At 60.9% G+C, this 16,954-nt stretch carries 14 protein-coding genes; 7 read left to right on the top strand and 7 right to left on the bottom strand.

Features of this window, described 5'->3' with window-relative positions:
* Positions 1-5 precede the first annotated feature (5 nt).
* The 5 genes from N2315_03325 to N2315_03345 form a co-directional block, all read right to left on the bottom strand.
* Positions 6-1,679 carry a methyl-accepting chemotaxis protein gene (locus tag N2315_03325; protein ID MCX7828221.1) on the bottom strand — a complete coding sequence of 558 codons (1,674 nt, stop codon included), beginning with the start codon at positions 1,677-1,679 and terminating at the stop codon, positions 6-8.
* Between the two features lie 93 nt (positions 1,680-1,772).
* Complete coding sequence (locus N2315_03330; GenBank protein MCX7828222.1) at positions 1,773-2,237, bottom strand: chemotaxis protein CheW; 465 nt, start codon at positions 2,235-2,237, stop codon at positions 1,773-1,775.
* 23 nt (positions 2,238-2,260) lie between these two features.
* Complete coding sequence (locus tag N2315_03335) at positions 2,261-3,541, bottom strand: hypothetical protein (protein ID MCX7828223.1); 1,281 nt, start codon at positions 3,539-3,541, stop codon at positions 2,261-2,263.
* A gap of 61 nt (positions 3,542-3,602) precedes the next feature.
* Positions 3,603-3,986, bottom strand: a complete 384-nt coding sequence (locus tag N2315_03340; GenBank protein MCX7828224.1) for a chemotaxis protein CheW — start codon at positions 3,984-3,986, stop codon at positions 3,603-3,605.
* Positions 3,987-4,025: 39 nt separating this feature from the next.
* The gene (locus tag N2315_03345) at positions 4,026-4,772 is read right to left on the bottom strand and encodes a Sir2 family NAD-dependent protein deacetylase (GenBank protein MCX7828225.1); all 747 of its coding nucleotides are present in this window, start codon (positions 4,770-4,772) and stop codon (positions 4,026-4,028) included.
* Positions 4,773-4,927: 155 nt separating this feature from the next.
* Here N2315_03345 and glgB point away from each other — a divergent pair, with 155 nt between their 5' ends.
* Genes glgB through N2315_03365 form a run of 4 tightly spaced genes read left to right on the top strand, consistent with a single transcriptional unit; the run spans position 4,928 to position 9,718 of the window.
* Entirely contained in the window at positions 4,928-6,850 is a 1,923-nt protein-coding gene (glgB, locus tag N2315_03350) for a 1,4-alpha-glucan branching protein GlgB (GenBank protein MCX7828226.1), read from the top strand.
* A gap of 26 nt (positions 6,851-6,876) precedes the next feature.
* The gene (malQ, locus tag N2315_03355; protein MCX7828227.1) at positions 6,877-8,382 is read left to right on the top strand and encodes a 4-alpha-glucanotransferase; all 1,506 of its coding nucleotides are present in this window, start codon (positions 6,877-6,879) and stop codon (positions 8,380-8,382) included.
* The gene (locus N2315_03360; protein MCX7828228.1) at positions 8,370-8,735 is read left to right on the top strand and encodes an Hpt domain-containing protein; all 366 of its coding nucleotides are present in this window, start codon (positions 8,370-8,372) and stop codon (positions 8,733-8,735) included. The genes malQ and N2315_03360 overlap by 13 nt, the downstream gene beginning before the upstream one ends.
* Entirely contained in the window at positions 8,732-9,718 is a 987-nt protein-coding gene (locus N2315_03365; protein ID MCX7828229.1) for a hypothetical protein, read from the top strand. Before N2315_03360 ends, N2315_03365 begins: the two co-directional genes overlap by 4 nt.
* An 18-nt stretch (positions 9,719-9,736) precedes the next feature.
* On the opposite strand, the gene N2315_03370 is transcribed toward N2315_03365, so the two are convergent.
* Positions 9,737-10,975, bottom strand: coding sequence for an LTA synthase family protein (locus N2315_03370; GenBank protein MCX7828230.1), 1,239 nt, complete (start codon positions 10,973-10,975; stop codon positions 9,737-9,739).
* A 96-nt stretch (positions 10,976-11,071) separates the two neighbouring features.
* Between N2315_03370 and N2315_03375 the strand changes: the two genes are divergently transcribed.
* The gene (locus N2315_03375) at positions 11,072-11,482 is read left to right on the top strand and encodes a pyridoxamine 5'-phosphate oxidase family protein (GenBank protein MCX7828231.1); all 411 of its coding nucleotides are present in this window, start codon (positions 11,072-11,074) and stop codon (positions 11,480-11,482) included.
* A 165-nt stretch (positions 11,483-11,647) separates the two neighbouring features.
* Here N2315_03375 and N2315_03380 read toward each other — a convergent pair whose 3' ends face one another.
* The gene (locus tag N2315_03380; GenBank protein ID MCX7828232.1) at positions 11,648-13,123 is read right to left on the bottom strand and encodes a sodium:alanine symporter family protein; all 1,476 of its coding nucleotides are present in this window, start codon (positions 13,121-13,123) and stop codon (positions 11,648-11,650) included.
* A 361-nt stretch (positions 13,124-13,484) separates the two neighbouring features.
* On the opposite strand from N2315_03380, the gene N2315_03385 reads away from it, so the two are divergent.
* A complete protein-coding gene (locus tag N2315_03385) occupies positions 13,485-15,398 on the top strand; it encodes an LTA synthase family protein (GenBank protein ID MCX7828233.1) in 1,914 nt (637 codons plus the stop codon).
* 112 nt (positions 15,399-15,510) lie between these two features.
* Complete coding sequence (locus tag N2315_03390) at positions 15,511-16,830, top strand: glycosyltransferase (protein MCX7828234.1); 1,320 nt, start codon at positions 15,511-15,513, stop codon at positions 16,828-16,830.
* The last annotated feature ends 124 nt before the right edge of the window (positions 16,831-16,954 follow it).

Raw genomic sequence — 16,954 nt, forward strand, 5'->3', positions numbered from 1 at the left:
ATCTCCTAGAGCTTGTATGTGCTCACAAGGTGCAGCAGGTTGTGCCCCTTGGCCTTGAGCTCCTTCGCGGCGGATTCGAGTTCCTTCATGGCGTCGGCGTTCTCCCTGCTGGAGGTTCGTATCTGCTCCAGCGCCAGGTTCACCTGCTCGACCCCTACGAACAGGTCCTGGTTGGCCTTGAGTATCTGGGCTGCCATCTGGGATATCTCCCCAAGCTGTCGGGCCATCTGGTCCATGGAGACCTTCACCGGCTCAGTGTGCCTCTCCGCCTCCGACACCGCCCTCATCCCCTGTTCGGTGGCCATAACCGCCGATGACGTGGCCCGCTGGACCTCCTCCAGCTTGCGCTTTACGTCCTTGGCGGACTGCTTGGACTGTTCCGCCAGGCTCTTTATCTCCTGGGCCACCACCGCGAAGCCCTTCCCGCTGTCGGAGTAGCGGGCGGCCTCCACCGCCGCGTTCACCGCCAGCAGGTTGGACTGCTCCGCCAGGTCCTCCACGGTGTCCGCTATGTCCATTATCTCCCGGCTTCGGTCATTCAGGTTCACTATGGTGCCCGATATGAAGTTCATCCTCTCCATTATAAGCTTGAGGGATTCCAGAAGTCCCATCACCGCCTCGTTGGTCCTTATGACCAGTTCAAGCCCCTCCCGGGAGAGCTGCGTGGCCTCCTCCATCCGCTTTGTGGTGGCCTTGGCGGTGGCCTTTATCTCCTCCATGGAGGAGGAGCTCTCGGTTATGGCGGAGTGGTTTCCCTCCGTTGAGGCCGCCACCTGGGACATGGTGGCCCCTATCTTCACCGCCGTGTCGTCTATGGTCTTTGAGGTCTCGGCCATCTCCGATATCTGCTCTCTGAGGCTCGTCAGAAGCCGTTCCACGGATCTTGCCATGTCGCCCGCCTCGTCGGACCTCTTAAGAAACCTCTCGGGGACCTTGAAGTCTATCCTGTGGGACCCTATCTGCCCCATCACGCCGGAGCCCCACCGGAAGGCGGAGGATATCTGGAAGGCAAGAAGGTATCCGGTGAACGCGATCAGAGCTATTATGACCCCAAGGCCTATAATGGCCTTCATGGCGGAGCGCCTTGCCCTTTCCGCGGATTCCATCAGCTTTTTGGAGGCCTCGGCGGTCATGTAGCTGGAGAAAGCCTCCGTCTCCTTGCCGAACTGGTCGGATACCTTGAGGAGCTCCCTTATCCTTTCAAGGCCTTCGGCGTAGATCCTTTCGCGGGATGACCTGTTTTTGCTGCGGCTCAACGCCAAAAGTACCTGGTCCACCTCTTCGTGCCCCTGATGCCACGCCATGTAGTGGTCCTTCAGGTGCTCCACCATGGAAAGCTCCTTGGGGTTAGACCTTACGTACCGGTTGTTGAGCAGTTTGTCGATGTCCCTGCCCATCTGGTTGATGGTCTCCCTCTTATGGCTTAGGTTTTTAGATATGTCGCCCCCGTAGAGGTCGTTTATGTGTTCCGAAAGGACGGAGAAGAAGAGCCCCCGTATCTCCACCCGGTTGTAGTTCAGCCCTTTCGCCAGCAAAAGCGCCTCATGGACCAGCCGCTGGTCCACGGCCATCCTCTCCGCCTGGACGCTGTTTTCCCAAAGGATAAATCCAAGCCAGACGAGAGAGGCGGACGCTACGGTGATAAGTCCGAGCAGTTTGAGCCTTATGGTCAGCTTCATCAACATCCATCCCCAAGCGGATAGAGTGTTTTGTTCTAAGGTTAAGGCCTTCAATGGATAGGCCTGCGCCTTTCGAGTCGGTCGAAACCCAGGTCACGGGGATATCACGTCCGGATCGATCACGGGCACCTCCCCGAACATCCAGCGCACCGCCCCTGCGCCCAGCACCTCCCGTATCTCGGAGGCCTTGACGTTCACCATGCCCTCCAGCCTGTCGAACCCGATGCCGAAGGGCCCCTTGAGGTTCTGGGTCATCATGGCCACCGATATCTCCCCGAAACCGGATATGCCCGCCAGGGAAGACGGGTCTATGAGGGGCACGATGCTGCCCCTCAGGTTGAACACCCCCGCTATGTGGGGGGCGGTCAGCGGAAGGGGAGTGTATCCTATTTTAAGCCGCACTATCTCGCCCCCCTTTGAGGCGGGCACCCCCAGCCTTTTCCCCATCCTGACGAAGACCAGCATGCTGATGAGCTCCTCCTCCGCCGGCGGTAGATGGGACAGCTTGGCCGCCCTGGCCCTTAACCGTTGGACCCTTAGATCCTCTTTTGAACTCATCGTAGTGCCTCCTTTTGCGGAGTTCATACCAGTTCCCTTGCGGCCCGTCTAAGATGTCCCACCGCTATGTGCGATCCGTAAAGCGTAGGTTTCCCGTCGTCCATGTCCTTAAGGCTGTTGAGAAGAAGCCTCCCGTGCCTTTGGGCGGAGGCCACGTCCCCCTCCTTAAGGGACAGTATCATGAGGGAGTATCTGGCTTCGGGCATGTCTGGATCGAGATACGCCGCCTCCTTGAGGGCCTCCTTAGCCTCCTTGTGCATCCCCATGTCCGTCAATATCACCCCCTTGAGGAACCTGATCTTGGCCCAGGTGGGGTTCTCCGCCTCCGCTAAGGCCAGGAGGGCAAGGGCCCCCTGCAGGTCCCCCCGGTCGGCGGTGGATTTTATGCTGTAAAAAACCCTGTCCTCCTCATCCTTGTCCACCGCCTTTGGTGCGTCCGCTTCCTTGCTGGATTTCGGGGTGCTTGGTTTGGGTGTTTCGTTTATTAGGTTCGGGCTTCTTAAAACAGGATGTTGGGCCCCGTCCACTGGGTGATGCTCCCCTTGGAGGGCCCGCCATCCGCCCTCCAGGTTGCGTGTTGGCCGTCCCTCGCCGGTGGGGGCCGTTTTCCGGAAGACGAAGAGCCCAGAGGGGCTGAAAAGGGTGCCCCTTAGCCTGGTTACCGAAGGAGCCTCCGCCGCCCCTACAAGAAGAACCCCTTGGGGACTAAGTCTTTCGTGGAAGATGTCCAAGGCCTTACATGTGGCGGAGTCGGAGAAGTATATGAATAGGTTCCTGCAGGATATGCCGTCGAATAGGCCTTCCGGCGGGGACAGCACGTTGCCCGTGAGGAAGCGCACGTTCTTCCTGTACCTGTCCTTGACCCTGAAGCGCTCCCCCTGGAGGTGGTCTAGCAAAAGACGCTTCTCATCCCCAAGCCCCCGGAGGGACCATAGGCCGTAGACGCCCTCCATGGCCCGCCGGACGGCGGAGGGGTTTATGTCGGAGCCCACTATGGAGAAGTCCTCTACCCCCCGCTGGACTAAGAGGAACGCCAAGGAGTAGACCTCTTCGCCGGAGCTGCAGGCGGCGCACCACACCCGGGGCCTTCCAATGGCCGACAGGTGTCTTACGAACTCCTCAAGGGCCTCCCGGTGCCTCATGAAGTAGGTTTCCCCCACCGCCAGGCGTTTGACCACCTCGTCGCAAAGCTCCTCAAGCCCCATGGAAAGACAGCGGTCCATCCCCGCCTCGCAAAGCCCCTTGAGGGCCCTTAGCACCTGTTCTTCCTGCCCCCCAAGGTCAAGGCCGTACCGGGCTTCCATCCTTGGGATCAGGGACTTAGTCAGTTCCTGGATCTTCCAAACGTCCCCCTCCGCAGCCCAGTCATGGACCTTCAGAGATCATCCCCCCGATGTTAAGCACCACCGCCACGGTTTTATGGTCCTCCATCACCACCGCGTCCAACGGCTGCCCCATCACGGTGCAGCGGGTCCTGGACCGGGCCTCGAAGACCCCCAGCACCTCGTCCACCCATATGCCAAGTACGTCGTCCCCCGATCGGGCCAGCACTATGGCGTCCGAGGTGGCCATATCCTTACGAGGTACCCCTAGGATCCCCCTTAGGTCCAGCACCGGCACCATCTCGCCGCTCAAGTTAAGCATCCCCGCCACGGGGCCCTCCCCGGTGGAAGGGGTGAGAAGCGCCGCGGGAACGGCTCGCACCACCTGCTCAAGGGGCAGGGCCAGATGCCGGTTTTCTACCCTCATGGCAAGGAACGTGTCCAGTGAGATCTCCCCCCCATGCCCTTACGCCATGTCCTTCAGGTGTCCGCTTACCCTCCGGAAGAACGAGTCTATGCCCTCCTGGGCGGTTATGTCCGCCTTGCGGCCCAGGTTTTGCCAGTTGAAATCCCCCAGGTTCACCACCCCGAGCAACCCTCTTGATGCGGAGGGTATCAGCGCCGCGGGGGTCACGTTAAGGGAGGTGCCTATGACCAGCATGAGGTCGCTTTCCGATGCGGACTTGAAACAGCGGTCCAGGTGCTTTACCGGCTCGCCGAAGAAGACTATGTCAGGCCTTATTATGCCAGAACAGGGGCACCTTGGCACCTCGTTCAGGCCCAGGAGCTCCCTTACGTCCTGGACGGAGTATGCCTTGCCGCAGGAGGAACAGAAGTTGTGGGTTATGCCGCCGTGGATCTCGATGACGTCCCTGGAGCCCGCCCGCTGGTGCAATCCGTCCACGTTCTGGGTTATGACCGTCACCTTTTGGGAGCCCTCCAGTTCCGCAAGGAACCTGTGGGTAAAGGTGGGCTGGGCGTTTAGCATGATGTCCATGAGACCTCGGTGGAAACTGTAGAACTCCGACGGGTCCTCGCGGAACCGGCGGATGTCGAAGATCCCCTCCGGATCCTTGACGTTTAGGGTCCTGTATATGCCCTTGGGCCCCCTGAAGTCCGGTATGCCCGCCTCGGTGGATATGCCGGCGCCGGTTAAAACCGTTATCCTTTGGGATTCCTTGATGGCTTGGGCCATCCTCTCCGCTTGGGTCATGACCACATCCCCCGCTTTGTTGTTTTATTTTTTTATTGTAACCCCCTTATGTTGGGATGCCAAAGCGGATTGTTGGGGTACAATGGGATACAATATATTGGGTTTTGCCTGGATTCTATCATCTATACACATCCGGTACACAGGTGGTGGTGCCTTTGGGCGGTGCTGTTCCGGGGATAAGCCTCATGAGCGACTATGACGTGTATCTTTTCAGGGAGGGCCGCCACTTCCGGCTCTACCGGTGCCTTGGATGCCACCTCATGGAGGCCGATGGCCAGGAGGGGGCCCTTTTCGCCCTTTGGGCCCCCAACGCCGAGTGGGTGGCGGTGTCAGGGGACTTCAACGGCTGGAGCTGGGATTCCCATCGGTTGTACCCTAGGTGGGACGGTTCCGGGATATTCGAGGGGTTTGTGCCCTTCGTAAGGCCCGGTGACAGGTACAAGTACGTGATAAAGTCCAAGGTGACGGGGGAGGCCTACGAAAAGGCGGACCCCTTCGGCTTCTTCTTCGAGCCTCCACCCCGGAGCGCTTCGGTGGTTTGGGACCTCTCTTACCGGTGGGGTGACCACGTCTGGATGTCCGAAAGGCCGGGGAGGAACACTTTAAGCTCCCCCTGGACCATATACGAGGCTCATATTGGCTCCTGGCAGAGGGTGCCGGAGGAGGGGAACCGGTCCCTTTCGTACCGGGAGCTGGCGGATAGGCTCGGGAACTACCTTTTGGAGACCGGTTTCACCCACATTGAGCTGCTTCCCGTTATGGAGCACCCCTTCTACGGCTCCTGGGGTTATCAGACCATAGGCTACTTCGCCCCTTCGGCCCGATACGGCGCCCCCCAGGACTTCATGTACCTTGTGGACCATCTTCACCGGCTGGGGATAGGGGTCATCCTGGACTGGGTGCCGTCCCACTTCCCCAAGGACGGACACGGCCTTGGGTTCTTCGACGGCACCTGCCTTTTCGAGCACCAGGACCCCCGCAAGGGCTACCATCCGGACTGGAAGAGCGGGATCTTTAACTACGACCGCAACGAGGTGAGGAGCTTTCTCATAAGCTCCGCCGCCTTCTGGTGCGACCTTTACCACGCCGACGGGCTGCGGGTGGATGCGGTGGCCTCCATGCTGTACCTGGACTACTCAAGGAAGGACGGCGAGTGGGTCCCGAACCAACACGGCGGAAGGGAGAACCTGGGGGCCATAGAGTTCCTTAGGGCCATGAACTGCGAGATCTACCGGAGCTTTCCTGGGGTCCAGACCATAGCAGAGGAGTCTACCGCTTGGCCCATGGTGAGCCGGCCGGCCTTCCTTGGGGGCCTTGGGTTCGGCATGAAGTGGAACATGGGCTGGATGCACGACGTACTGTCCCACATGGCAAGGGACCCAATTCACCGCAAGTGGCACTTCAACGAGCTCACCTTCGGGCTTTGGTACAACTACTCGGAGAACTTCGTGCTTCCCTTGTCCCACGACGAGGTGGTGCACGGCAAGGGCTCCCTGTGGGGCAAGATGTGGGGGGGCTCCTGGGACAAGGCCGCCTCGCTCAGGCTACTGTACGGTTGGATGTACTGCCATCCGGGCAAGAAGCTTCTGTTCATGGGCGGGGAGTTCGGCCAGGAGGGGGAGTGGAACCACGACGCAAGCCTTGACTGGCACCTTATAAGGGACTCGGAGCTTCATCGGGGGGTGTTCCAATGGGTCAAGGACCTGAACTACTTCCTTCGGTCCCATCCTGCCCTTTACCGAGAGGACTTCCAGTCCGACGGTTTCCAGTGGGTGGACTGTGACGACCGGGACAACGGGGTGCTGGCGTGCCTTAGGTTCTCCGGGGATGGGGACGTGGTGTTGGGGGTGGGCAACTTCACGCCCGTTGCCCGCAGGGGCTACCGCATAGGGGTTCCCTTCGGGGGCTTTTGGAGGGAGGCGCTGAACTCGAACGCATTGGTTTACGGCGGTTCCGGGGAGGGCAACCTGGGGGGCCTTTGGGCATCTGAGGCTGGTTCCCACGGCAGGCCCTTCTCCCTGGAGATGACGATACCGGGCAACTCTTTCCTCTTCTTCGAGCCAGCCCGGCAGGCTTGAATCCGGAAGGATGTGGAGGGATGTCCATGTTCCTTCAAAGGAAGAGGGGGGTGCTTCTGCACTTCACCTCCCTTGAGGGGCCCTACGGGGCGGGGGATTTAGGGCCTTCCGCCAGGAGGATGGGGGAGATCATGGCGGAAGGGGGGTGGACCCTTTGGCAGATGCTGCCCCTCAACTACCCGAACCCCGCCATGGGGTTCAGCCCCTACGCGTCCTACGGGGCCTTCCCCCTGAACCCTGCCCTAATCTCCATAGAGGACCTGGTGGACCAAGGGCTGATAGGCCCCGAGCTGGCGGGGTCCCTTCGGGTTTCCCTTGAGACCCCCTGGAGGGCGGACCTCATGGGGGCCTTCAGGTCAAGGCGGGCGGCGGCGGAGGAGGCGTTCCGGCTTTTTAAGGGGGGCGCTTCGTCCCATCTCTTGGAGGACTACCAGGGGTTTCTTGAGGAAAACTCCTTTTGGATACACCGGTGGGGGCTCTTCATGGCCTTGAAGGAGCGCTTCCGGGGGGACTCTTGGACCCGCTGGCCCCTGTGGGCTCGGAGCTTTGAGGGAGCCTCGGCCAAGGCGGACGTGGAGCTTATGGATAGGGGCGAGTTCTTCAAGTTCGAGCAGTTCCTCGCCTTCCGCCAGGTGCGGGCTTCCCGGGAGTTCTGTTCCTCGAAGGGTGTGACCCTGATGGGGGACCTTCCAATATACGTGGCCCACGACGGCATGGATCCCTGGGCCTTCCCGGAGATCTTCGAGCTGGACGGGGAGGGGAACCCCGTAGAGGTGGCGGGGGTGCCGCCGGATTACTTCAGCGAGACCGGCCAGCGGTGGGGGAATCCCCTTTATCGATGGGATGTGATGAAGGAGGACCGGTACCAGTGGTGGTTCATGAGGCTTAAAACCTCCCTTCAGGTGTTCGATGTGGTGAGGATCGACCACTTCAGGGGGTTTGCGGGCTACTGGGCCATACCGTCCGGAGAGGACACGGCGGTGAAGGGCCGCTGGAGGGAGGGGCCGGGAAACGGTTTCTTCGATGCCATCCTGGAGAGGTTCGGCTTCACCCCTCGCATTGAGGGCCGTGGATGTCCGCTGCCATTGGTGGCGGAGGACCTCGGGGTGATAACCGACGACGTGACGTCCCTTCGCCTGAGGTATGGGATGCCGGGCATGAGGGTGCTGCAGTTCGCCTTTTCGGGCGGGGAGGACAACCCGCACCTTCCATGGAACCACGAGGCCTTGGGGGTGGCCTATACCGGCACCCACGACAACGACACGTCCCTTGGGTGGTGGATAAAGGCTTCTTCGGAGGAGAGGAGGGCTTTAAGGCGCCTTGCGGGTCGTCCGTTGGACCCCGAGGGGGCGGTGGAGGCCATGGTAAGGCTTGTGCTGTGCTCTCCTTCGAGGTGGAGGGTCATACCCGTTCAGGATCTGCTCTGTCTTGACGGCGGGCATCGGATGAACACCCCCTCATCGGCCGCGGGCAACTGGCTGTTCAGGCTTCACCGGGCCGATCACAGGAGGTTCCAGGCATGGTGGATATGACGGGAGCTGGTGATTGCCTTCCCGATTTTGACGTTGAGGGTCTTTGGGAGAGGCTGAGCGGGGACGTGGAGGCCATGTTGACCATGCTGGAGATGTTCCAGGACGAGTTTCCCCGGCGCCTTACGGCCTTGAGGGATGGTGTGGGCAGGGGGGATCTCAAGGAGGTGTCTCGGTGCGCCCACGGCATCAAGGGGCTCTGCGCCGGCATAGGGGCGGAGAGGCTCAGGGCTTTGATGGCGGCGGTGGAGAAGGAGCCTTCCCTTGCGGATCAGGGGTTTTTTAGGGAGGTAAGCGCTGGTTTTTTGCGGTTTGCCAAGGCATCGGAGGAGCTTCGGAGGAGGTGGGGAAGATGAGGCTTATAAGGGCTGAGGAGGTAAGGAGGCTGCTTCCCATGGGTGAGGCGGCCAAGGCGGTGAGGCGTGCGCTGGCGGCCTGGTCCGCCGACAGGGCTCAGGTGCCGGTGAGGGAGAGGCTGTCCCTTGAGCTTGGGGACGTGCTGTTCATGCCCGCCTCGGTGAAGGACGTGACCGAGGCGGCGGGAATCAAGGTGGTATCGGTTTTTCCGGGCAACGCGTCATTGGACAAGCCCTCCGTCAGCGCCATGATGGTCCTCTTGTCCCCTCAGACCGGTGAGGTGGAGGCCTTGATGGACGGAACGGAGCTCACCCGGATAAGGACCGGTGCGGTCACCTGCTGCGCCACCGACCTGCTGGCCCGGAAGGACGCGGCGGTGGGGGCTTTGTTCGGCACCGGCGGACAGGGGATGACCCAGCTGGAGGGCATGTTAACCGCAAGACCCCTTGAAAGGGTGAACGTGTACGACCAGGACAGGGAGAGGGCCCAGAGGTTCGTAAACGCCGCGTCCAAGCTGGCGGAGTCCAGGGGGTGCCGCCTTTTGGTGGCGGATTCCCCGGAGGACGCGGTGGCGGACGCCATGGTAATAACCACCGCCACCACATCCAGCAAGCCGGTCTTCCCCGGGGCCATGCTGTCCATGGGGGCCCACGTGAACGCCATAGGGGCCTACACCCCCACCTCCCGGGAGCTGGATTCTAAGACCATGGAACGGGCGGACCTGGTCTACGTGGACTACCTTAAGGGGGCGTTGGAGGAGGCGGGGGACATACTCATCCCCATCGGCGAGGGGCTGTTCGGACCTGAGCGGATAGCCGGAGAGCTTGGGGAGCTGGTGCTCGGCACCGCCGAGGGCCGGACCGGCAACTTCCAGATAACGGTGATGAAGAGCGTGGGCTTCGGCGCCCTGGACGTGGTGTGCGCCAACAGGGTCCTCCAGCGGGCCCTTGAGGAGGGGCTGGGGGAGGAGATAAGCCTTTAGGTGGTTTTACCGTGGGGCTCAGCGGGGGGTTTTTATCCCAAGCACCCGGAGGCTGGCATCCTTGGCCCTTCGGGCCTCCTCCCACTGGGGGTTTAGAACCATGGGCATCACCGGGGCCTTGAGGGCGGTGTCCACCACCGTCTTGCCATTGAAGGCGCTCCAGTAATCCTTGTATATGATCTCCTCCTGGGGGAACACCACAAGGCCCCGGTGCTCCCCCAGGAGGTCGCTCCCAAGCCCCTGGGGCATCCTGAAGCCCATAAGGCGCGCCACCGTGGGGGATATGTCCCATTGGCCGCAGGGGACGTGGGAGGCTCCGGTTTCGTAGGTCCCGTCCCCCTTGGGGACCAGCATGATGAAGGGCACCCTGGAGAAGTCCCGTTGGCTCCAGGGGTCTACCGTCACGGGGTCCATGCCGTTCATCTGGAGGAACTCGTTGACCTTGGACATCTCAAGCCCCGGGGCCCTGTGGTCCCCGTAGATAACCACCAGCGTCCTCCGGGCCAGGGGTGATCCCTCCAGGGCCCTTATGAAGTCCCCCACCGCCCGGTCCGCGTAGTTGGTGCTTGTGAGGTAGTCTCCAAAAACCGTGCCCCTGAAGGGGCCGGGGTCGAAGTCCCATCCCGGGACCTTGTAGGGATGGTGGCTGGACAACGTCATAACAAGGGCGAAGAAGGGCTCCTTCAAGCGCCCGCGCTTGAACATCACGTGCCCGGTCTGCCGCACCAGGCTCATGTCCGATATGCCAAGGCCCACGATTTCGTCGTTTACCAGCTTTCCCCGGTGGTAGTACCTTTCTATGCCTATCATGGGGTAGACCCTTCTGCGGTTCCACACCGACGGGTAGTTGCCGTGGAAGGCGTAGGTGTGGTAGCCCATGGCCTTGAGTTGGTTTGGGAGGGACGGGATGGGGGATCGAAGGAGGTTGAAGGCCCCCTGGTCCTTTAAGGGAAGGAGGGAACACATGGCCAATAGTTCCCCGTCGGAGGTGTTCCCCATCCCCGTTTGTGGGTAGCAGCGGGTGAACTGTATCCCCCGTTGGGCCAGCCGATTGAGTTCCGGCGTGATCTCCCTGCCCTCTACTTTTGTGCCGATGAGAAACTGTTGGATGGACTCCATCTGTATGTATATCACGTTAAAGCCTTTGAAGGCCCCGAAGGGCACTTCCGGGAGGGCCGCCATGCCGGGGGTGGCAGGCCACAGGGCTCCCAGGAGGACGGCTGCCAGGGCTAGGATGTGCGGGGCTTTGAGTTTCATGCTATCACCTCGATAGGCGATTATACCTCCATCTTGAAGGGTGTGCTTCGTTGGGGTATAGATATGTAGCCCATTAAACATAGGAGGTGGATGGCTTTGGCTTCCAAGAAGGATATGTACGATTTCCTGAGCAAGAACCCCTTTGGATTTCTTGCCACCCTTTCAACCGAAGGGCCCAGGGTGAGGCCCTTCATGTTCCAGTTTGAGGACCAGGGGTGCCCATTGTTCTGCCTTTCCAACGACAAGGAGGTCTTCGGGCAGCTCAAGGAGGACCCCCGCTGCGAGGTGGCCTTCTGCTCCCCCGACTGGTCGGTGACGCTGCGGATCAGGGGAAGGGCGGAGTTCTTCCCGGGCCTTGAGCAGAAGGCAAGGATACTGGAGGGCAACGAGACCCTTAGGGACATGTACAAGACCCCGGACAACCCGAGCTTCGAGGTATTCCGCCTTGCCCAGTGGGAGGCCTTCTTCTGGGACTTCTCCGGCAGGAAGGACCCGGTGGAGAGGTGAGGGGGCTTTGATGGAGCCGGTGGGCCCATGGTTTTAGGCGTCTGGCGGCCCGTGGGCTGAGGGGTAGGCATGTCGAAATACCAAAAAACGTTGAAAGGCGTCCCGGGGGCTTGTCCCCCGGGACGGTGGTTTTTATTTTAGGGGGCCTTTGGCCGTTCCCGCAGCTTAGCTCTCCCGTGATTCGAACTCCCTTAGCGCCTTTATCACCACGGGGCAGAGCATTATGAGGGCCAGCAGGTTGGGGAACACCATGAGCCCGTTGAAGGTGTCCGCCAGTTCCCAGACCAGGTCCACCTTCAGCGTGGAGCCAAGGACAATGAAGGCCACCACCGCCGCCTTGTAGACTGGCAGCCCCTTTGAGCCGAAGAGGTACCGTACGTTTGCCTCCCCGAAGAAGTACCAGCCAACTATGGTGGAGAAGGCGAAGAAGAATAGGCACACCGCCACGAAGGGGTTTCCGATGCTTCCAAGGGCGGATGTGAAGGCCTTTTGGGTGAGGGCTATGCCGGTGGTCTTGCCGTTCAGGACGCCGGTGCAGAGGATGACGAAGGCGGTCATGTTTAGCACCACGAAGGTGTCTATGAAGACCCCCACTATTCCCATGAGGCCCTGTTCCACCGGGTGGTTTACCTTGGCCACCGCGTGGGCGTGGGGTGTGGAGCCCATGCCAGCCTCGTTGGAGAAGAGCCCCCGGGCTATGCCGTACCGGGCGGCTTCCCTTATGGTGGCCCCTATGAGGCCTCCGGTGGCGGCGGCGGGGTTGAAGGCCCCCACCAGGATGGACTTTACGGCGCCCGGCAGCGCCCCCAGGTGGGTGGCTATGATGTAAAGGCTTCCCAGCAGGTATATGCCCGCCATGACGGGCACCATCTTCTCGGTTACCGAGGCTATCCGGCCGATGCCGCCTATGAACACGAAGGCCCCCACGGCCCCCACCCCTATGCCTACCCACAGGGGCGGCACTTGGAAGGCGGTGTGGAAGGCGTCGGCTATGGAGTTTGACTGCACCATGTTGCCTATGAAGCCCAGGGCCACGATGATGGAGATGGAGAAGAAGGCCGCCATGGAGGGCATGTTAAGGCCCCGGCTTATGTAGTAGGCGGGGCCGCCGGTGACCTGTCCCAGGTCGTCTTCGGTCTTGTAGATCTGTCCTAACACCGCTTCCCCCAGGTTGGTGGCCATGCCGAAGAAGGCCGCCAGGTACATCCAGAAGATGGCGCCGGGGCCTCCCATGGCGATGGCGGTGGCGGCTCCCGCCAGGTTGCCGGTGCCCACCTGGGCGGCCACCGCGGTGGCAAGGGCCTGGAAGGAGGACATACCGTCCTTGTCGGCCCTCTTGCCGAACAGGTTGAGCTCCCCGAAGGCCTTTCTGAAGGCCCTTCCGAAGAGCCTTATTTGAACGAAGCGGAGCCTTAGGGTGTAGAAGATGCCGGTTCCGCACAGGAGAAATATAAGGAGGTACCCCCACAGCACCCCGTTTACCGCTTTTACGAGTTCTAAGATATCCAAAGCAACGTCCTCCCTTCCCTGGTTGGATAGTTGGCGGGTTCCACCGGTGTTGTTCGTCCCGTAATGTCCCGCCAGGGAGGGAAGGAGTGCCCCCAGGGCTCCGCCGGAGCCGATGGAGGGATGCCTTGTCAAAGCAGACGTTCGGCCCTTCCGCTTGGGTTGATCAAGGAGACCACCCCCTTGTTGGGGGTATTTTAAATATTACACCCCACGCCGTCTATATGATTGGAATATAAAAACTATTTACCGGGATAAACTGTCAAAGATAAAACAAAAATTCGGGATACATATTGTTTGTAATTTTGGGTCCAATTCGCCCTGGTCACAAGGCCGTTGGTGTTGTCTTGCCGCCGATCGGTCTTGCTGGGTCCCCTGGGGAGGCCCGTTCTTCGATGGGTTTGGCGGTTTGCGCCATGGCTTGCCTTGCCGGTTTAGGGGTGTATAATCTATCGGATTCTGACTTCAAGGCAAGCTTTTTGGAGGAATGGGAGTAATGGGTTTCTTCGGTGGGTTGTTTCATCGGGGTGGCTTTGTAAGGTCCCTTGAGATGAGGAGGGATCTCGTCTGGTGTCTTTACGTCTGGGCCGCGTTGGTTCTCAAGCTCCTTGCGGTGTGCGGCGGGGTGGTGGCGGGTTCGTACCGGTATCCACAGGTCCTCTGGCCCACCGTGTTCGGGGCGCTCCCCTTGGCGGGGTTGTCGCTTGTCTTTCCCCGGCGGTTCCGCCCTTTGGGCATGTTCGTCATAAGCGCCGGCGTTTCCGCCCTCTGCCTTGCGGACCTGCTGTCCTTCCGTTACTACTCGGACCTTTTCACCGTGAGGAGCCTTGTCTTCGCAGGCCAGCTGGGGGACGTATCCGACTCCGTTTGGGCCCTTTTAACCCCCCAGGACGGGCTCTACCTTTTGGACCTTCCGCTTCTGCTTGCGGCCGCGGTGGTCAGGCTGCGCAGGACCTCTGCCGACTGCCGGGACGTCCCCGTAAAGGTGAGGGGGGCCTTCGCCGCCCTCTGCCTTTTGGGCTTTGTGCCATTCCTCTTCCAGAGCGGAATCGCCAAGCTCCGGGTGCCGGGTTACATAAAGGCCATGTGGGACAGGCCGGCGGTGATGATGAGCTTAGGTCCCGTGGGGTATCACCTGGCGGACCTCATCAACGCGTCGTCGGACCTTTTCTCCTCCAAGGCGGTGGCGGCGGAGGAAGAGGAGGCCCTTGTGGACTGGGCCCTGAAGCGGGTGGATTCCAAGGCGTCGGATAAGAGGGGCGGCCTGGCCGGTGCCGGCAGGGGGCTCAACCTCATAATGATCCAGGTGGAGGCCCTTCAGGGTTTTGTGATCGGCAGGTCCGTGGGGGGGCAGGAGATAACCCCCAACCTAAACCGTCTTTCCCGGGAGAGCCTTTACTTCCCCAACGCTTACAACCAAACCAGCCTGGGCAACAGCGCCGACGCGGAGTTCATGTCCCAGACCTCCATGTTCCCCGCCTCCAAGGGGGTGGCCTACACCCGGTTTTACTCCAACGGGTTCGAGTCCCTGCCCAAGGCCCTGAAGCGCAACGGCTACTCCACGCTGGCGCTGCACGGCGACAGGGCCTCCTTCTGGAACAGGCATCGGATGTACCCGGCCCTGGGCTTTGAGCGGTACATCAGCCGGGAGAAGATGCGGTTCGACGAGGCCATAGGGCTGGGGCTTTCGGATAGGAGCTTCTTCGCCCAGGCCTCAGGGATCTTGGCCCGGGAGAAGGGGCCCTTTTACGCCTTCCTGGTGACCCTTACCAGCCACTACCCGTACTCCTTCGAGGGCATACCCAGGACCCTTAAGCTGGACCAGGCGATGGAGGGAACCCTTTTGGGGGACTATCTGCAGGCCATCCACTACGCCGACGCCCAGATAGGCATGTTCCTAAGGGACCTCAAATCCCGTGGAATCCTGGACCGATCGGTGGTGGTGCTTTACGGGGACCATGTGGCCATCCCCAGCGCCAACAAGGACGAGCTTGGGGCCTTCCTGGGGGAGGACATGGGGGAGTCGTTCCGCTGGAAGTCCGTCCAGACGGTGCCCCTCATGATACGGCTTCCCCGTGGAAAGGGGGCTCAGGTTGTGGAGATGTCCACGGGACACATGGACATAGCCCCCACCGTGGCGTCCATAATGGGGGTGGAGATGCCGCTTCCCTTCGGTCAGGACCTCCTGTCCGCCAAGGTGGGCAACGTGGTCTTCCGCAACGGCTCCTTCATAAGGGGCAGCGTGCTTGTGGACCCCGCCGCGGGCAGTGCGGTCAGCTTGAGGACCGGAGAGGTGGTGGACTTCAACGCCTACCGCGACGTGGCCCAGGAGGCCTCGGAGCTTTTGAAGTTCTCGGACCTTCTGCTCGAACATGACATGGTGGAGAGGGTTTGCCAACAGCTTCCTTAGGTGTAAAATACTTCGTCCCCTTAGGGTTCAAGTGCGGAGAGGGAGATTGAGAGACTTATCCCCGGTGTGGGGAACTTATTGTCAGGTCTACGGAACGGAGGGCGTGTGACCCATGAGCGGTGAGGAGATGATGTACTTTGCCATATGGTGGGGGTGGTGGCTGGTTCAGTGCTGCCTTTACCTGCTGTTCGGCCTGCTGATAGCCGACGGGGTGTATCAGTTTATAGTCAGCTTTAGAGGGTGGTGGACCCCAAAGGAGCCTCCCAAGGCCTCTCGATACAGGAGGTTTGCGGTTTTGATCCCCGCCCACAACGAGGCCAGGGTGATAGGCCCCCTTTTGGAGAGCCTTAACGCCCAGGACTACCCCAAGGGCTGCTACCGGGTCTTCGTGTCCTGCGACAACTGCAGCGACGACACCGCCCAGGTGGCGGAGTCCTACGGGGCCACGGCGCTCATAAGGCACGACACCACCAAGAGCGGCAAGACCTGGAACGTCCGTTGGGCCCTGACCCAGATCCCCATGGACGAGGTGGACGCCCTGGTGATGTTCGACGCGGACAACCTGGCGGCGGGGGACTTTTTAAGCCGCATGAACGACTACATGGAGGCCCACCCGGAGGCGGAGGCGGTGCAGGGGGTTCTTGACGTCAAGAACCCGGACGACAACTGGCTCACCAAGGCCTACGCCTTGGCGTACTGGTACACCAACCGGTTCTGGCAGCTGGCCCGGTCCAACTGGGGGCTTTCCTGCACCCTGGGGGGCACCGGCCTTGTGATAAGGTCCTCCACCTTGCGCCGCATAGGTTGGAACCTGGAGAGCCTCACCGAGGACCTTGAGATGTCCACCCGCCTCATCCTCTCCGGCAGCCGGGTCCACTGGAACGAGCACGCGGTGGTCTACGACGAGAAGCCCCTGGACTACCGGATATCGGTCCGTCAGAGGACCCGATGGATGCAGGGGCACTACTGGGTTTGCTGGAGGTACGGCATGGAGGCCCTCAGGATGTTCATGAGGACCCGTAGGGTCCAGTACCTGGATCTGTTCCTCTACCTCTTGGCCCCCGCCAAGGCCTGCATATCCCTGATCGCCATGTTCGCCGGCATGGTATACACGGTGGTGAACAACGCCATCCTCTTTCCCACCCTTGAGAGCAAGGCCCCCACGTCCCCCCTGGAGTGGCTGGCCTTCGTGGGGCTGCCGGTGGCCATGATACTGGGCCACTGCTTCTTCGTGGCCCTGGTGGGGCCCTCCATGCACCGGCGCCGGCTCTGCTTGAGCTACGTCAAGGACGTGTTCGGCTACTTCCTGTTCGGCCTTACTTGGATACCCATACTGTTCAAGGCGGCGTTCCTGGCGAAACACCAGGGGGTTTGGGTGAAGACCGAGCACACCAGGAGCATATCCATAGAGCAGCTGGCCCGGAGGAACTGAGGTGCCTTCGGCCTTTAGCCGGGATCCTGTGTTCACCTGGCCAAGCTTCAGGCGCTGAATTAAAGGTTGACAAGCGGAGGGCATCGCCCTCCGCTTTATTTTTGCGGTTTATATGGTGAATAAA

The organism is Thermanaerothrix sp. (assembly GCA_026417795.1).
Classification (GTDB): Bacteria; Synergistota; Synergistia; order Synergistales; family Synergistaceae; genus Thermanaerovibrio.

Excerpts from the sequence above, each read along its gene's own strand:
- N2315_03330 (MCX7828222.1), bottom strand. The coding sequence starts at position 2,237 with ATGAGTTCAAAAGAGGATCTAAGGGTCCAACGGTTAAGGGCCAGGGCG.
- N2315_03340 (MCX7828224.1), bottom strand. The coding sequence starts at position 3,986 with ATGAGGGTAGAAAACCGGCATCTGGCCCTGCCCCTTGAGCAGGTGGTG.
- malQ (MCX7828227.1), top strand. The coding sequence starts at position 6,877 with ATGTTCCTTCAAAGGAAGAGGGGGGTGCTTCTGCACTTCACCTCCCTT.
- N2315_03370 (MCX7828230.1), bottom strand. The coding sequence starts at position 10,975 with ATGAAACTCAAAGCCCCGCACATCCTAGCCCTGGCAGCCGTCCTCCTG.
- N2315_03325 (MCX7828221.1), bottom strand. The coding sequence starts at position 1,679 with ATGAAGCTGACCATAAGGCTCAAACTGCTCGGACTTATCACCGTAGCG.
- N2315_03360 (MCX7828228.1), top strand. The coding sequence starts at position 8,370 with ATGGTGGATATGACGGGAGCTGGTGATTGCCTTCCCGATTTTGACGTT.
- N2315_03345 (MCX7828225.1), bottom strand. The coding sequence starts at position 4,772 with ATGACCCAAGCGGAGAGGATGGCCCAAGCCATCAAGGAATCCCAAAGG.
- N2315_03335 (MCX7828223.1), bottom strand. The coding sequence starts at position 3,541 with ATGGAAGCCCGGTACGGCCTTGACCTTGGGGGGCAGGAAGAACAGGTG.
- N2315_03390 (MCX7828234.1), top strand. The coding sequence starts at position 15,511 with ATGAGCGGTGAGGAGATGATGTACTTTGCCATATGGTGGGGGTGGTGG.
- N2315_03365 (MCX7828229.1), top strand. The coding sequence starts at position 8,732 with ATGAGGCTTATAAGGGCTGAGGAGGTAAGGAGGCTGCTTCCCATGGGT.
- N2315_03385 (MCX7828233.1), top strand. The coding sequence starts at position 13,485 with ATGGGTTTCTTCGGTGGGTTGTTTCATCGGGGTGGCTTTGTAAGGTCC.